The sequence below is a fragment of the Paenibacillus sp. 01T443 genome (assembly GCF_056398325.1).
In genome coordinates this window covers 938,338-955,624 of record NZ_JBFTPE010000008.1, presented here as the reverse complement: position 1 = coordinate 955,624, position 17,287 = coordinate 938,338, and the positions used below count along the sequence as shown (strand labels likewise).

Below are 17,287 nucleotides of genomic sequence, written 5' to 3'. Positions count from 1 at the left end.
GATTAACATATGGAGAAGAGATTGATTGTATTTCTGGACAGCGGCGACACTATTATCGATGAATCAACGGAAGTAAGGGACGATGAGGGAATCGTCCTGCGCGCAGAGCTGATTCCGGGCGCAGACGTCATGGTGAAAACGTTGTTCGACAAAGGATATACACTTGCGTTGGTCGCTGACGGCGACGCGCAATCGTTCAAGAACGTGTTTAAGCAGCACGGGCTTTACGATTATTTTACGACCATGATTTATTCCGAAACCGTGAAAGCAAGCAAACCAAGTCCCCGTATGTTCAAAGCTGCCGTAGGCGCTTTGGATCTGTCCGAGGCGGATTTCCCGCGAATTGTCATGATCGGCAACAATCTGAGCCGCGACATGAAGGGCGCCAATGCGCTGGGCATTACGAGCATATTCCAAAGCTGGACGACTCGCTACCCGCACACGCCTGCAGACGAGTCGGAGCTTCCAACTCATACGGTGCGCGAACCGCTGGAGCTGGTGGAGCTGATAGAGCGGCTGAACGCCGAGCTTTCCTAATAAACGCAACGAAGCTATCGGTCTTATCCATATAAAGTGAAGAATAGCCCTTCAGGCTGCCTGAAGGGCTATTCCTCTGTTTGCCGCAGGCGATCCGGATTCGTTCATCAGGAGCATCGAATAAAAAAGTTAACAGAAGAAAAAGGCTTTCTATTATTCGCAAGAGAACCCTTATTTTTATTATTGATTTATTGATTTAGAGACTTAACCCACCATAAATTTTTAAATGGATCTACAAAGCCACCCATTTGACCACTTTCATCATCCATAAGAGGCATTACGGAAGTGGCGCCTGCTTTTTCTGCTCTTTCCACGACTTCTGCCGCGCCCTTAACATATACGAACATGTGAATATTAGATGGTTCCTTTTCTTTATTTTTTTGCAGAATTGAATGTTCATTAGTATCACAATCATTGTCGCAATTTACATCTTCCTCTGTACCATCAGCAAAGAAGATAACACTCTCCCCGATCTTTAATTCACCGTGTGTAATTTTTGTCCCATTTGTGCTTTTGATGATCAGTCCTACTTGTGCGTTAAATGTTTCCTGTAAAAACTTGATGAAGACTTCTCCATCATTAACCATAATGTAAGGTACGACTTGCTGATGCCCGTTAGTTAATTGCATGGTTTAACCACCTTTTCTTGGTGAAATTAGCTTACCCTGTTATAATACAATATTAGTGCAAATGATAATGTTTGTATCTTTTTATCCTTTTAATAATGTGTTTTTATTTAAAAACCCGTCATGTGCTTTAACTATATGTTGTAGGTTCAACGAAGGGGATTGAGATGAAAGGTATTGAGATTGCAAAGAAATTGGCTATAAGCACGAGTGCATTGAGGCATTATGAATCTTGGGGGCTTATTCCTAAAGTTGAGAGGTCGGCAAATGGATACCGCATCTATACAAAGGAACATGAGGCTTATTTTCAGTGTATACGTCAAATGTATTCCGGTTTTGGGATGGAATTGATTCGAGAGGTTATGCCGCGCATTATAAATGGAGAAAAGCTTGATGCCTTATGGCTAATTAACAAGGCACAAGTTGACCTGCATGCAGAAAAGGAAACCGTGCAAAGAACAGTTGAAATGCTTGATTTAAAAGAGTTAACTGATTTTCCGAAGTACCACAATAGAAATTCGTTTACGATTGGAGAGGTAGCTAAAGAAGCGAATGTATCTGCTTCCGCAATTCGGCATTGGGAAAAGGAAGGGTTAATAAAACCCGAGCGCCAAAAAGAGAGTGGATTCCGTATATATAGTCCATCTGATATTCGCAAGGTGCTGATCATTCGAACCGTTCAAAGAGTAGCTTACTCCTTGGATATTGTTCGTGAAGTATTGTCGGAGCTTGATAAACACAACGTTTCTCAGGCTAAGGAAATTGCTCTTAAGTCTCTTCAATACATTGATCATGCATTGGTTGAGCAAGTAAAAGGTATCGCGTATTTGCACAATCTTCTTGACGTTGTGTCAAACAAAGAAGGTCAATAAGTAAATTAAGAGTAGATAGGTAGTCCACGTTCATAGACTACTCTAACTAATCTCCTTTACATACGGCGAATGATTTCCAAAACCGGTCAGGCTCTATTCGAGCCGCAACAGCACGTTTCATTCATATAGGAATTAAGTATATTTAATTTGCATTATAATCTTTCAATTTGATATAATCAACATAGAATATGAATATAGGAACGGACTGGAAGTGAGTAGTTATGCAAGCTGACAACAAACCGCTGTATATGATTATTTTCGAAGAGCTCAGAGAAAAAATTATTACAGGGGAGTATCCGCCTGATTATCAGCTGCCGACAGAAGTGGAATTAGCGGCACAGTCGGGTGTAAGCCGAATTACTTCAAAACGGGCCTTGATCGAGCTTGAACGGGAAGGGCTCATCTATCGTAAACGGGGAAGCGGGAGCTATGTCAATAAGCAAGAAACACAGCCTGGTCCCGATAAAGGCCCCGTGAATGCTAACCGCATCATTTCGATGGTATTGCCTTATATGGCATCAAGCGAGCTGGAATATATTAAAGGGGCATCGGATTACCTGGACTCAAGAGGTTATTATTTAGGTATTCATAATAGTAACTGGAGCAAGGAGAAAGAAAAGGAGCTGCTGATCAGGGTGCCTAAGAACGGTTCGAGCGGCATCATTCTTTACCCGCTGAGCACCGTCAGCAATGTGGAGCTGATTAACGCGATATACTGGAACGACTACCCGATCGTCACGATCGACCAATACTACGAAGGTTTGCAGGTAACTAGCATCGTGTCGGATAACTTTGCTGGAGGTTACGCAGCTGCAAAGCAGCTCATCGATCTCGGACATGAACGGATCGCGTTCATTTCGAGCATCAGCATTGAATACCGCAGCTCCGTTCGGGATAGGTATCAAGGCTACTGCAATGCACTAAAGGACCATAAAATTCCGATTAATATGGATATAGTCGTGACGGATTTTTACCGGCAGGTCGATGAGGAGAACAGCAAAGCCTTCTATAAAAAGATGATATCGACGCTGCTCCAGGCCGGTGTGACGGCATTTCAGGTCGAGCACGACCATTTAGCAGTGGAGCTGCTGAAAAACGCGCTCGAAATGGGCATTCAAGTGCCGGGTCAGTTATCCATTACGGGTTTCGACGACCATATTATTACCCAGCATGTCGAAGTGCCGCTGACGACGGTAGCGCAGGATTTTTATGAAATAGGCCGCAAAGCGGCTGAATCGATCGTTAAGCAAGTAGAAAGATCGGAAACCAAGCAGCAAAAAATAAAGGTTCCCGTCCGTCTAGTAGAAAGACTTTCCACCGGAATACCGATGAGCCCCGCATCTGAGCAGGAAAGGTATGGGCAGTCGGTTTAGTGCCGTTTAAAACAACTAGAATGCTGACCGATGCGGTCAGCATTCTTTTGTTATAACTAATTATTGATTAATATTATTAAGTATATTCATTGTTTACAAAAATTAGGTATCCGATTATAATAACTTTTGTAAGTAATAAATGGGGTATATCTAATCGGAAGATAGACGAGACATGTTAGAGGCGGATTACATACAGCAGGATTAGGAATGCCTCTATAGACCAGATATATCGACTATTTTTACTTATATGAATTGTAAACGCTTACTTTTCTGTTGTTTATACGGAATTAAGGAGGGAGTAAGGTTTTATTGGTTGTTGTTCCGTTTGATGCAAACCAGTCTTTTAAAATTTCAATCCAATTCGGATAATGGGGGATTTTAAATGAAGAAGCTTAATTTGTTAGCTTTAGCGCTCGCGTCTCTGTTACTAGTTATTACGGTAGTTGGCTGCTCCAGCAATGGGACAAAGAACGGCAATAAAGGGAATCAAGAAACAGCGAACAATGCAACAGCAGAGCCTGCACCGGAAGCAACGGAAGCTCCAGTAGAGAATCCGTATGATCTTAAAGGCCAAACCATCAAAATCGGAGTATGGTACGACGGGGCAGACCCCAGATTAGTGGAAGAGAAAGGCCCGGCCGAGGAAGCGCAAATTAAATTGATCGAGGCCACCGAGCAGAAGTACAACGGTAAAATCGAATTCGTGAAATTCGGAGACTACGAGAAATATATCGAGAATTTCACGACAACCTCCCTTTCTGGTGAGCCGTTCGCGGATATTGTCCGGATTGAGCTGTTCTGGGCGTTTCCTCAGCTCGTTAATAAGGAGTTCATCCAGCCTGTCGACGACTACTTGGATCTAAGCGATCCGAAATACATCCAGTGGATGAAGTCCGGAGGCAGCTATGGAGGAAAACAATACGGGATGACGGATTCTTCGCCTTCGCCTTACGGCATGTTCTATAACAAAACGCTGGTTGAAAAATTAGGCGTGGAAGATCCTTACGAGCTGCAGCAAAAAGGGGAATGGACATGGGATAAGTTCCGCGAATTTGCAAAAAGCGCCACTAAGGATACCGATGGCGACGGTAAAGTCGACGTATTTGGCATAGCAGGCGCATACGGCAAGGTAAAGGCCTTAACGGAGCAGCTTGTATACACCAATAATGGTTCCTTGGATAAAGATGCAAATGGTGAAATGAAGTTCTCGATGAACAGCGAAAATGCGATTGAGGCGCTGCAGTTCGTATCCGATTTGTATAATACGGACAAATCGATTATGCAGCCGATTCCTGACGATGCGGCCAAGGAATTTATCGCTGGCAAAGGCGTAGTGTACGCCGGATTCAGCTGGGAGCTCGGCACGTTAATCGAAAGCATGAAGGACCAGCAGCTCGGCTATGTGTTCTTCCCGAAAGGTCCGAAGGCCGACAACTACGTTTCTTACACGCCATTCGGCAATATGTTCATGGTTTCGAAATATTCCAAAAATGCGGAAGTCGCCGTGAAAATATTGGATGAAATCAGTCTTCATGACGCGGGAAGAGAACTTGCTACTCAAGCTTGGGAGACTGCTTATCCTAGCAAGGAGTCACTTGATACGCGCAAGCAAATGGCTGAGAGCATCGATTATATTTCCTATTATGCTGTCCCTGACGGCGAAAAAATGTTCGAAAGCGTCGTAAAAGAGATAACAGAAGGCAAGGTATCCCCGGCTACAGCGGTAGATAAGATCAAACCGCAATTCGAAGCAAATATTAACAAGCTGCTCCAAGAAATTAAGTAATCAATCAGTACAGTAGCTCTTAAAAGGTACCTCTAATCTGAATTCGGTTTAAGTGAGCCTGCGGATTAGAGGTACTGCTTAAGAAGAGGGGGTAACCGATGCGGCGACCATTCGTAAAAGCGACCTCTTTGCTGCTTATATTGTCAATGGCTGTGTATATCTCCGTTTCCTTTCTGGATGCAGGTTCCAGTGGATCGGCCACAGCGCAGGGACAAGTGGTGGAGAGTTCGGCATTCAAAAGAAGTGCGGGTTCATTCAAGGCAGGCGGATATGAACAATATTTGTCTACATACGGCAATATCAATGCAGCTTCAGAACAAGACCTTTTAATTGAGGGTGAGAACTACAGCGACATTCAGGGCATGCAGACTGCCATTGTCGAAAATTATAAAGGGAGAACAGGTAAGGCCGTTGCTACCGAGGACGCCGGAACGATATCCTGGGAATTTGATGTCCGCCAAGAAGGCTTGTATAACCTGAGCCTGATGATTTACAGCGAACCGGGAAAGGAATCAGACATTGAGCGCGAGCTGCGAATAGATGGAGAGATTCCTTTTAACGAAGCGAGAAGCGTATCGTTCAAACGTATTTGGATGAATGAGAAGCAAACCTTTGACCGTGATAGCAGGGGCAATGATCTGGTGCCTAATCAAATGGAGGAGCCGATGTGGCAGGAAACCTCCGTAAAGGATGGCACAGGCTTTTATGAAGACCCTTTTTTGTTTTATTTATCTCAAGGCAGGCATTCCTTGTCGCTGACTTCGGTTAAAGAGCCGCTTGTTATCGACCAACTTAAGCTATCCGTACCGGAAATAACGCCGTCTTACAATGAAGTGGCGAGCACTTATACAAATGAAGATAACAAGCCTGCGAGTGAGGTATTCGTTAAGCTTCAGGCCGAGCAAGCCCTTTATAAATCAACTCCTAATCTCCTTCCCTACAATGATCGTTCGAGCCCCGCTATAGAGCCTTACCATGTCTCAAAGCTCCGCAACAATGCAATGGGGGGCTGGGCTTGGCGGATGCCAGGCCAATGGATCGAGTGGGAAATTGAGGTGCCAGAGGACGGTCTGTATCAAATTGCACTAAAAAGCCGGCAAAACTATTTGCGGGGCATGTCGGCGCTGCGAACTGTCTATATTGACGGAGAAATACCGTTCAGCGAGCTGAAGCACGTGCAGTTTCCTTATCATCATAATTGGCAAATGACAGTCCTTGGTCAAAGCAAGGATGAACCATATCTGTTCCAGTTGTCCAAAGGCAAGCATCGTATCCGCATGGAAGTGACGCTGGGGGAATTGGCGCCGGTGCTTAGGGCGGTGGAAGCATGTATTCTGGAATTGAATTCCATGTACCGCAAAATAATCAGCTATACAGGCACCGTTCCGGATATTTTTCGCGATTATAATTTGGAGCAGCGAATTCCAGAAATGTCGGATGTCTTTCTGAAACAAAGCGAGCTTCTCTACAGCATTGCGGCAACCCTTGAAGGTCCTTCCGAAAGCAGTAATGAACGCACCGCGATTATTAATCGGGCGGCATATCAATTGAAAGATTTGGCCGAAAAGCCTGAAACGGTTCCTTCCCGGATCGATGCGTTCAAAACGAATGTCGGAGCGCTCGGCTCATGGATGCTGACGATCAATGAGCAGCCGCTTTCTTTAGACTATTTGATCGTGAGCTCACCGAAGGCAAAGCTTCCAAATCCGGAAGCGAGCGGTTGGACGAAACTGATTGCCGGCGCCAAATCGTTCACGGCTTCCTTCTATGAGAATTATGACGATTTTTCCGGAGAGGAGACGGGTGGGGACAGCATCTCGGTATGGGTTACCTCTGCGAGGGATCAAGCGCAGGTCATCAAACGGCTTGTGGATGATAACTTTACCGCGAACACCGGCATTCACGTGAATTTAAAGCTGGTAAGCAGCGACGTGCTTCTTCCATCAACGGTGGCGGGCAAGGGACCCGATATTGCGCTGCAGGTTGGAAACGACCTGCCGATGAATTACGCAAGCCGGAATGCGCTTCAAAATTTATCCGAGTTTCCTGACTTTGATGCAGTGAGTAAGCAATTTAACCCAAGCGCGATGGTGCCTTACGAATATACCGGCAATTATTACGCGCTGCCGGAGCAGCAAACGTTCCCGATGTTATTTTATCGAAAGGATATTTTGGAGAACGAGCTTGGGCTAAAGGTTCCGCAAACCTGGCAGGACGTATACGACATGCTGCCTACGTTACAAAAGCATAACCTGCAGTTTGGGCTGCCGCAAAAACCGCTCGATACGCTAGGTAACGATTTGGCGACCACGAATATTATGACCCTGCCTCCTAATCCGGCACTCGTCATGTTCTTGTTTCAAAATGATGGAGAGTTATATAAGGAAGGCGGTAAGGCAAGCGGCTTGGATTCAGAGACGGCCATTCGCCAATTCAAGCAGTGGACAGACTTTTACGTTAATTATAAAATTCCGATCGCCGCGGATTTCGCGAACCGCTTCAGAACGGGTGAAATGCCGATCGGCATCATAGACTTCACGATGTATAACAAGCTGAGCGTATTTGCTCCCGAGATCAAAGGGCTTTGGGCATTTGCACCCGTTCCTGGAACCGTTGCTGAAGACGGATCCCTGCGCCGTGAGGTGGGCAGCGGTGGCTCCGCCTCCGTCATGTTCAAGAATGCGGAAAACAAAGAAGGGGCCTGGACCTTTCTGAAATGGTGGACAGGGAAAGAAGCGCAAATCGCGTTTGGGCGCCAAATGGAGATTCGGATGGGAGCAGCTGCAAGATATCCAACGGCTAATATGGAGGCATTGTCAGCGCTCCCTTGGCCTACGAATGATTTCCAAAAGCTGTCGGAGCAAATGCAATGGGTGAGAGGAATCCCCGAGGTTCCAGGCGGCTATTTGACAGGAAGAAACATCGACAATGCTTTCCGCAGGGTCGTCGTCCAGGGGGATGATCCGCGCGAGACGCTGGAAAATTACGTGAGGACGATGAACGAGGAGATCACCTCGAAGCGAAAAGAATTTAATCTTCCCGAATAGAAAAGAGGGACCGAAATGAACGAGCAGATGGCAGCTCACCCCTCGCTAAAGGAAGAGGGCGTTCCTAATAAACGGCCTTTCGGCCAATTTTCGAAAGTGAAATTACTTCGCATGTTTGTTGAAATGAGAAAAAACAAGCATGCCTACGTATTAATGGCGCCGTATTTTATTATTTTCTGCACTTTTACAGTTCTTCCGGTGCTCTTGTCCTTGCTGCTCAGCTTTACGAATTTCAACCTGCTTGAAATGCCTAAGTGGATTGGATGGCAAAACTATGCCAAGCTGTTTGCGCAGGACGAAGTGTTCTTATTAGCCGTTAAAAATACGTTTCTTTTTGCGGCCATTACCGGGCCTATCAGCTATATGGCCTGCTTTTTGTTCGCTTGGCTTATAAATGAGCTGCCCGCGAAGCTGAGGGCGCTGCTGACTCTCGTCCTGTACGCGCCTTCCATCGCAGGAAACACTTATTTGATTTGGCAGCTGCTGTTCGCAAGCGATTCCTACGGATATGCGAATGCCTTCCTTATGCAATGGGGGTTCATTATGGAGCCGATTCAATGGCTGCAGGATCCGCGTTATGTACTTGGCATTCTCATCATGGTCCAGCTGTGGCTTAGCTTAGGCACATCGTTTCTCGCCTTTATAGCCGGCCTGCAAAATGTAGACCGTACCTTGTACGAAGCGGGAAGCATTGACGGAATCCGCAACCGCTGGCAGGAGCTGTGGTTTATTACACTTCCATCGATGAGGCCGCAGCTGATGTTCGGAGCGGTCATTCAAATAACCTTGGCCTTCTCGATTGCGGAAATTTCCATCTATATGATTGGCTTTCCCAGCGTGGATTACGCGGCCCATACGATCGTTACCCATCTAGTGGATTATGGCTCCATCCGATATGAAATGGGCTATGCCTCCGCGATCGCAACCGTGCTTTTCACGATCATGCTCTTATCGAATCTATTAACGCAGAAGCTGCTGGAAAAAGTGGGTGAATAGAGAGATGAAACTAGCGCTTAAAATGCCGAGAAGGCTGAACCGGTCATGGCCGGTTGATATTGCACTGTTCCTGCTGCTGGGGGGAGTCGCCTGCTTCATGGCGCTTCCGCTCGTGTTCACGGTCAGCAATGCGTTTAAGCCGATCGATGAAATTTTCGCGTTTCCTCCAAAGCTGTTCGTACGGAATCTGACCTTTAAAAACTTTCGGGATTTAATCGGCATTTTCAGCGATTCGTGGGTTCCATTTACGAGATATGTGTTCAATACGTTTTTTATCGCGATTGTCGGGACGGTAGGACATGTTATTATCGCCTCGGCTGCGGCCTATCCGCTCGCTAAGCTTAAATTTCCGGGCAAGCGGTTATTTTTTGGACTCGTTGTCCTCTCGCTAATGTTCACCGCCTATGTCACCCAAGTGCCGAACTACATGATTATTTCATGGCTCGGCCTGATCAATACGTACTGGGCAATCCTGCTGCCGGCCTTTGGCATGACGCTCGGGCTTTATCTTATGAAGCAGTTTATGGAGCAGATTCCGGACTCGCTGCTTGAAGCCGCCAAGATTGACGGAGCGAGCGAATACCGCATTTATTGGCAAATCATTATGCCGATCGTGAAGCCGGCTTGGTTGACGCTCATTATATTCTCTTTGCAAAATTTATGGACAAACGGATCGGTTACGAGCCACAAATACATTTACAGCGAGCAGCTGAAGACGGTGGATTATGTGTTCGGCCAGATCGCAAGCGGAGGCTTGGCCAGAACGGGGCCGGTAGCCGCAGTTACACTATTAATGATGCTCGTGCCGATAACTGTGTTCATCGTTACGCAAAGCAATATTATCCAGACGATGTCGACGTCGGGCTTGAAGGAATAACAGGGGGGCCGCTTCAGATGAAAAGAATCATCGCCGCACTATTTATCGTTACGCTCTTGTACGGTATATCCGCTCCTGTGACGTCCTCAGCAAACGATAGTTATCAATATTCGTATTGGGGAGATCCCGTACCCTCGCCAATGCCCTATATGCTTGGCAAAGTCGTTTACGGAGACGATTGGAGCGTAGGTCCTCTATCTTTGCCGCAGGATCTATACGTGGGTACGGATGAGCGGGTATACGTGGCGGATACGGGAAATAGCCGAATCGTCATTCTTAATAAGCAGCTGCAGGCTGTTCAGGTCATCAAAGAATTCGACAACAATGGAAAGCAGGATTCTCTTAACCGTCCGGAGGGCGTGTTCCGCGACAGTGAGGGTAATATTTATGCAGCGGATACGCAAAATCGGCGATTAGTCATGTTCGACAGCGAAGGAAGCCTCGTTCGGATCGTGAAGGAGCCCAATTCGACGCTGCTTCGTGAAGGCTTTCAGTATGCTCCAATCAAAGTAGCCGTGGATAAGGCGAAGCGAATTTACGTTGTGAGCCGCGGCTCCTATGAAGGCATGATGGAGTTCGATGCCGACGGAATTTTCATCGGTTTCATCGGAACTAATCTCGTCAAGTTTAGTCCTGCGGACCTGTTCTGGAAGCGGATCTCGACAAAGGCTCAGCGCGAACAAATGCAGCAGTTCATTCCGCTGGAATTCAATAATGTAGACGTTGACGCAGACGGGTTCATATACACGACAACCTCGGAAGAAAATTCGGATCGGCCGATTAAGCGTTTGAATCCTTCGGGTGTCGATATTTTGCGCAGCAAGGGCTATTTTCCGCCCAAAGGAGATATCGGAACGCTGCCAACGGGCAGCCTGCCAGGGAGTTCGATTTTCGTGGACGTCGCGGCAGGCGACGGCGGAATGTTCAGCGCGCTCGACTCCAAGCGCGGCCGTATTTTCACCTATGATAAAGACGGCAATCTACTATTTGTATTTGGAGGACTCGGAAGCCAGCAAAGTAATTTCCGTACGCCGTCCGCGATCGGGTTTATGGGCGATCGTATGCTTGTACTGGACAGTGACAACAACCGTTTATCTATTTTTGAGCCGACAAACTATGGAAGCTTGATTCGGGAAGCAGTTGTTTCGCTTTATGAGGGTAAAGCGGATCAAGCCACAGCGGCTTGGGAAAAGGTGCTCCAGCTGAACGGGAACTTCGAAGTGGCCTACATCGGCATCGGAAAGTCTTTACTGAAAAAAGGCGAGAACCGGGAAGCGATGGACTACTTTAAGCTAGGTAATAACAGGGAGTATTACTCCGAGGCCTTTAAGCGTCACCGGAGGGATGTCATACTCAACCATTTCGGCTCTATTGTGCTCGTAATCGCACTGATCGCTTCGGCTTTGTTTGCCGTGGTTAAGCTAAGCCGCAGGAAGACCAAAGGGCTGTATTATCAGGAATTCGGCATTATTAATAATCCATTTTATACGCTGGTGCATCCTTTTAACGGTTTTTGGGAAATGAAATTCGAACGTAAAGGAAGGCTGAAGCTCGCGCTTGGCATTGTCCTGCTTCTCGTGATAATTACGATTGTAAAGAGGCAGTATAGCGGCTTTGTCGTGAATTTTAATAATCCCGATCAATTGAACAGCTTTAATGAGCTGAAGTTTATCGTGCTGCCGTTCTTGCTCTGGTGCGTAGCCAATTGGTCCTTGACGACGCTGATGGACGGGGAAGGGAAGTTCAAGGAAATCGTCATGGCAACGGCCTATGCTTTACTGCCGCTCGTCATCATATACCTCCCGCAAACGTTATACAGCAACATCATTACAGCTGACGAGAGCTCATTTTATTATTTGCTTGATGTCATTGCGATTATTTGGTTTGTATGGCTTTTATTTACGGGGACGATGACGGTCCATCAGTATTCCGCTGGAAAAACGGTCGTTACGATGCTCCTTACATTAGTCATGATCGGGATTATCGTTTTCCTTGGCGTACTATTTTTTAGCATGGTTCAGCAAATGATCAATTTCGTGACTTCCGTTTATAAGGAGATTTCGTTCAGAATTTAGCATTCAGGTGAGGAGGGATGGACGTGACAGGTAAAAAAAGGCGGGTCCGCATGCTATTCACAGCGCTCCTCATAAGCGGCATCGCCTTGCTTCATACGGTCGGATATGTTGAGCAGTCTGAAGCGGAGGCGCAGGAGAGGCAAGGCGATGAAGTTGCTGAGAAGGTGACTGTTCTGCAAGCTTCGGAAGTGAAGGAAAAGGGAGAGGTATCCTTCAACACAAGCGAAGAGCTTCAAGCCTTGAAAGAGATGGAGAAGTCAGCGGAAAATGCGGAGCTGGAGCTGTATGTGAAGAGGGAAACGGCGGAAATCGCAGTAAAGGTAAAGCGCAGCGGCTATGTATGGTTTTCCAATCCGCCTGCGAGAAGTCAAGACGCCAAAGCATCGCCTTTGTATCAAGCGGAGCTGTCCTCGCAAATTTTGCTAACTTATTACAATGATAAAGGGCAGGTCAACTCCTTTAACAGCTATACGGACAGTGTAGCCAAGCAGCAATTTGAAATGACGGCAACGGAAAACGGAATGAAGGTGGTATACCGCTTCGGCAACATTGCGAAGGGCTATGCGAATATTCCTAAAGTAATTAGCAAGGAGCGGTTTCAAGAGCGTATTCTCGATCAAATTGCAGATGAGGATACGCGAGTGAATGTCGGGTACAAGTTTCGGCTAGATGAAGAGAAGCAAATTTATGTGGTCCGTAAGCTTCAGGATTATGTAGCGGAGGAGCTGTCGGCCGTATTAGAAGCGGCCGGATATACGGCTGAGGACGCCGCACAGGATAATGAAGAGAATGGAACGGGTGAGACGGCGGCCGCTGGAAATGCGGAATTTACTGTTCCGTTGGTCTATACGCTTGACGGTGAGCAGCTTGTCGTAACGGTACCGGTCTCAGAGCTTGCATTTAACAAGAGCTATCCGCTTGCTTCACTGCAGATTCTTAAGCATTTCGGCGCTGCCGATGAGTCCAAAGAAGGATACCTATTCGTTCCCGACGGGTCTGGTGCGCTCATTCGGATGAATAGCGGCAAGCAGCAGACCGCGGAGCCATACAGCTTGCCCGTATACGGAAATGACGGCTCCTATGATGTGAAGGAGAAAATGCAATCCAACGAAACAACTAGACTTCCGGTATTCGGGCTTAAGCAGAACGATCATGCGCTGTTAGGCATTATCGAGGACGGCGACGCTATGGCAAGTATTACGGCGGACGTGAGCGGACGGAACGACACTTATAATGTGATCAGCAGCAAGTTCCAAATCACATCCATGGACTTCTATACATTAACCTCAGGCACCAAAACAAGTTCCGTACCGATGTTTCAAAACAAATTATACGAGGGCGGACTTCAGCTAAGATATGCCTTCCTGTCGGGCGAAGAATCCGATTACGTAGGAATGGCTGCGCGCTATAGAGCTTATTTGGTTGATAAGCATCAATTAAAGCCGCTGGCCGAAACAGCGGATGCGCCGTTTATCCTCGAGCTGGAGGGAGCATTCCGCCGGACCAAGTCATACCTTGGCCTTCCATATCAAGCGACGGAATCGTTGACCAGCTTTGCTCAGGCCCAAACCCTGCTGAAGAGGCTGAAGGATGAGAATATTCATCATATCGATTTGCGTTATGTAGGCTGGTTCAATAACGGAATTCGTCATTCCTCACCTTCGGAAATTAAAGTTGTTGGAAAATTAGGCGGGAGGAATGCCCTTCGCGATTTGGCGGCTTATGCGGAGGAGAATCAAATCGGTTTCTATCCAGACGTGGCTTTTTTGAATAAATATAAAGGCTCGGCAGGCGCAGCAACGCTGCTGGATCAAGGAAAAGCCAAAATCTATCAGTATGATCCTGTCATGAATGCGCAGGATAAGTCGAAATTCTCGCATTATATCCTATCTCCGTCTGTGCTGCCAGGACAAGTGAATGGCTTCCTTGGCGACTACGCCAGATTGGATATAGGGGGATTGTCCCTTAGGGATTTGGGCGATGAAGTCAATTCCGACTTTGATCCCGGCCGGCCCGTAGGCAGGCAGGACGCGCAGCGGATCATCATGAATGAGACGAAGAAACTAAAGGAGCAGACCGGCTCTATTATGGTGAACGGAGGCAACGCTTACAGCTTGCCGTATGCCGACATCATCGTGAATGCTCCGACTAGAAGCAGCCGTATGAATTTGACGGACGAAGACATCCCGTTCTATCAAATCGTCCTGCACGGCTACTATGATCTGGCAGGGTCTCCCTTCAATATGGAGGATATGCAAAATCCGCGGCTCTCTCTATTGAAGGCGCTTGAGACGGGCTCGAACGTATTCTACCAATGGTATTACAGCGATTCCAAAAAAGTGAAGGACACGGACTTTGATCATTTGTATGCCTTAAATTACGAGGACTGGCTCGAAGAAGCGGTTCAATTGTACAAAGAGGCGAATGACGTGCTGGCAAAGGTGCGCAATCAGGTTATCGTGGAGCATCGCGCGCTCGCAGATGGAGTCGTTCAAACCGTTTTTCAAAATGGAGTCGTCATTACGATCAACTACAATCATACGGCGGTAGCGCTATACGGCCTGCAGCTCGAGGCTCAAAGTTACCAGGTGGGCGGTGAGTCATTTGTTCAATAAGCCTTTGACCTTGGCACAGAAGAAAGCTTGGCTCGGGGTACTGTTCGTCACCCCGTTAATGCTCGGGCTTATCATGCTATTTATTTTACCTCTGATCCAATCCCTCCGTTTTAGCTTGAGCTCAATCAAGCTGGTGGAGGGCGGCTTCGCCGTTCATTACGAAGGTTTGTCGAACTACAGCAATCTTTTCATGACCAATGCGGATTTTCCTAGAAGACTGACCGAATCTGTGATCAATATGGTCGTTAACGTGCCTATCATCATTATTTTCAGCTTGTTCGCCGCCGTCCTGCTCAACCAGAAGTTCAGAGGGCGGGCGATTGCCAGAGCGATTTTCTTCCTGCCTGTCATTCTCGCATCTGCGGCGATTGCGAACATGGATATCAGCAGCTTCGTCGGCAGCTCGTCCCCTTCCGGCGGAGGAGATGGGGGAGGCAGCCTGATGCAGAGCTTTGAGCTAAAAAAAACGCTGATGGAATCCGGTCTGGCTCCTGTATTCGTTAATTACATCACCGGCGCAGTCGACCGGATCTATGAAATTATTAGTTCGTCCGGCGTTCAAATATTGATTTTTTTGGCCGGACTGCAGTCCATTCCTCCTTCCTTGTACGAATCATCGAGAATTGAAGGGGCGACAGGATACGAAATATTTTGGAAGATTACCTTTCCTATGATGACTCCGCTCATCTTAACGAATTTGGTTTATTCCATTATTGATTCTTTTAGCCGCAATACAATCAATTCGCTTATTTCGGAAACAGCGTTCAAGACGTTCGAATTTGGCCAAAGCGCGGCCATGTCCTGGGTATATTTTCTCGTCGTCGCAATCATGTTGGCTGTGTCGGTCGGACTCATTTCAAGAAAAGTCTTTTACTACGACTGATGAGGGGGAGATGCTGTGAAATTGCCGGCTGCTCACGCGGAAATGTTCAATCGCAAATATAATCCGGTCGAGAAATCGAAGAGATGGCTGTGGATTGGTTTAAGGGCCGTACTCGTAACCGGCTTTTGCTTTATTATTCTTTTTCCTTTGTTTCTCCGTTTCTCGGTCGCCTTTCGCAGCAAAATCGACATCTACGATCCGACCGTGTTGTGGATTCCAAAAAACTTTACTTTAGACAATATTAAAATCGCGATGGAAGCGACACATTATTTCGCTACCTTGTTGAATACGTTCCTAATTTCTGCCGGAACGACGATCATTCAGCTTGTCTCTTGCGCGCTTGCGGCTTATGCTTTTGCGAAGCTGAAATTTAAAGGCAGCGGACTGCTATTCGGCTTGGTCATCTTCACAATCGTCGTTCCGCCGCAAACGATTATGATCCCGCTCTATTTGACCTACCGGTATTTCGATTTATTCGGCTTGGTGGGCTTGTTCACACGTCAAGACAGCTTGAATCTTATCGATACGTTCTGGCCGTTTCTCATTTCCTCGGCAACGGGAATGGGCCTTAAAAATGGGCTGTATATTTATATTTTCAGGCAGTTTTTCAGAGGAATCCCAAGAGAGATTGAGGAAGCCGCATTAGTGGACGGCGCAAGCGTCTTTAAAACCTTTTACCGGATTATGCTTCCGAATGCCGTACCTGCTATCGTGACCGTCGTACTGTTTTCCTTTGTATGGCAGTGGAACGACAGTTACTACGTATCGCTGTTTTTAAGTAAGGTGAAGGTGCTTTCGACGCAGCTTGCGGACATGGGCTCCGTGCTGGGCAGTGAACCCGATCTGATCTACCAATCGATGCTGCTTAATACCGGTGTGCTTTTACTTATGGCGCCGTTGATTATTCTTTATTTGTTCGTGCAGCGTTATTTTGTGGAAAGCGTCGAGCGTACGGGCATTGTCGGATAACATTCGTTAGTTGGAGGAGAGGCGTATGAACAAGGAATGGGGCCTGCGCGGCTTTCATATGAGATTCGGATCGCATGAGGATGTTGGTTATTTGAAAAGAGTGATTTCGGAAGCGTTTGTGCCAATGGGCGTGAATGTGCTCGTTCTGGAATGCAACACCAGCTTTCAATTCTCCTCTCACCCGGAGGTATCTGGCGGAACGCTCACTCGGCAGGATGCGCGGGAATTATGCCGAAGGGATGGGCTATACAGAGTGGGACGGCGATATTTATGGCATATGGCCGGCAGTTGATAGGATTCCAAAGGATGTTGTGTTATGTGATTGGCATTACGACAAGCTGGATGCCTATCCCTCAGTCGGACATTTATTGGATAAAGGCTTTACCGTTTGGCCCTCCTGCTGGAAAACGCCAGATGCGGCAGTCGATTTCTTCGAGCAATCGGTCCGTCAGGCGGAGGAACGGGACGCGCTAGATCGTATGCCGGGCATGCTTGTAACCGGCTGGAACGCAAACGGAGCAGTTCTGGCTACGGCTCTTCTCGGAGATGGGGGCTTGGGAGAGGACAAAGGCGATATAAAAGGGATAGCAACCACGCTTCAGACGGTAATGGAGAAGCTGCGCTAATACGA

The 17,287-nt window shown here is 47.2% G+C and carries 14 protein-coding genes; 13 read left to right on the top strand and 1 reads right to left on the bottom strand.

The genetic code is table 11. The annotated features are described in order from the left end of the window. Positions 1–9: 9 nt before the first annotated feature. A complete protein-coding gene (locus tag AC1DLI_RS17980; protein ID WP_477604859.1) occupies positions 10–537 on the top strand; it encodes an HAD family hydrolase in 528 nt (175 codons plus the stop codon). A 188-nt stretch (positions 538–725) separates the two neighbouring features. On the opposite strand, the gene AC1DLI_RS17975 is transcribed toward AC1DLI_RS17980, so the two are convergent. Then, complete coding sequence (locus AC1DLI_RS17975) at positions 726–1,166, bottom strand: VOC family protein (RefSeq protein ID WP_477604857.1); 441 nt, start codon at positions 1,164–1,166, stop codon at positions 726–728. Positions 1,167–1,330: 164 nt separating this feature from the next. Here AC1DLI_RS17975 and AC1DLI_RS17970 point away from each other — a divergent pair, with 164 nt between their 5' ends. The 12 genes from AC1DLI_RS17970 to AC1DLI_RS17915 all read left to right on the top strand — a co-directional run bounded on the left by AC1DLI_RS17970 (position 1,331) and on the right by AC1DLI_RS17915 (position 17,282). After that, positions 1,331–2,035, top strand: a complete 705-nt coding sequence (locus tag AC1DLI_RS17970) for a MerR family transcriptional regulator (protein ID WP_477604855.1) — start codon at positions 1,331–1,333, stop codon at positions 2,033–2,035. Positions 2,036–2,256: 221 nt separating this feature from the next. Then, positions 2,257–3,408, top strand: coding sequence for a GntR family transcriptional regulator (locus tag AC1DLI_RS17965; RefSeq protein ID WP_477604853.1), 1,152 nt, complete (start codon positions 2,257–2,259; stop codon positions 3,406–3,408). Positions 3,409–3,790: 382 nt separating this feature from the next. After that, the gene (locus AC1DLI_RS17960; RefSeq protein WP_477604851.1) at positions 3,791–5,194 is read left to right on the top strand and encodes an ABC transporter substrate-binding protein; all 1,404 of its coding nucleotides are present in this window, start codon (positions 3,791–3,793) and stop codon (positions 5,192–5,194) included. 98 nt (positions 5,195–5,292) lie between these two features. Next, positions 5,293–8,241, top strand: coding sequence for an extracellular solute-binding protein (locus tag AC1DLI_RS17955; RefSeq protein WP_477604849.1), 2,949 nt, complete (start codon positions 5,293–5,295; stop codon positions 8,239–8,241). 111 nt (positions 8,242–8,352) lie between these two features. Next, positions 8,353–9,237: a carbohydrate ABC transporter permease gene (locus AC1DLI_RS17950; RefSeq protein ID WP_477605081.1), complete on the top strand. Its 885-nt coding sequence runs from the start codon at positions 8,353–8,355 to the stop codon at positions 9,235–9,237. Positions 9,238–9,241: 4 nt separating this feature from the next. Next, on the top strand, positions 9,242–10,114 hold the full coding sequence (locus AC1DLI_RS17945; RefSeq protein ID WP_477604847.1) for a carbohydrate ABC transporter permease: 873 nt from the start codon (positions 9,242–9,244) through the stop codon (positions 10,112–10,114). A 17-nt stretch (positions 10,115–10,131) separates the two neighbouring features. Then, positions 10,132–12,189 carry a YIP1 family protein gene (locus AC1DLI_RS17940; RefSeq protein WP_477604845.1) on the top strand — a complete coding sequence of 686 codons (2,058 nt, stop codon included), beginning with the start codon at positions 10,132–10,134 and terminating at the stop codon, positions 12,187–12,189. Positions 12,190–12,212: 23 nt separating this feature from the next. After that, positions 12,213–14,804: a DUF5696 domain-containing protein gene (locus tag AC1DLI_RS17935; RefSeq protein ID WP_477604843.1), complete on the top strand. Its 2,592-nt coding sequence runs from the start codon at positions 12,213–12,215 to the stop codon at positions 14,802–14,804. Then, positions 14,785–15,687: a carbohydrate ABC transporter permease gene (locus AC1DLI_RS17930; protein ID WP_477604841.1), complete on the top strand. Its 903-nt coding sequence runs from the start codon at positions 14,785–14,787 to the stop codon at positions 15,685–15,687. The genes AC1DLI_RS17935 and AC1DLI_RS17930 overlap by 20 nt, the downstream gene beginning before the upstream one ends. Before the next feature lie 15 nt (positions 15,688–15,702). Next, complete coding sequence (locus AC1DLI_RS17925; protein WP_477604839.1) at positions 15,703–16,656, top strand: carbohydrate ABC transporter permease; 954 nt, start codon at positions 15,703–15,705, stop codon at positions 16,654–16,656. 25 nt (positions 16,657–16,681) lie between these two features. Next, on the top strand, positions 16,682–16,948 hold the full coding sequence (locus AC1DLI_RS17920) for a hypothetical protein (RefSeq protein WP_477604837.1): 267 nt from the start codon (positions 16,682–16,684) through the stop codon (positions 16,946–16,948). Further along, a complete protein-coding gene (locus AC1DLI_RS17915) occupies positions 16,896–17,282 on the top strand; it encodes a hypothetical protein (protein WP_477604835.1) in 387 nt (128 codons plus the stop codon). The genes AC1DLI_RS17920 and AC1DLI_RS17915 overlap by 53 nt, the downstream gene beginning before the upstream one ends. The last annotated feature ends 5 nt before the right edge of the window (positions 17,283–17,287 follow it).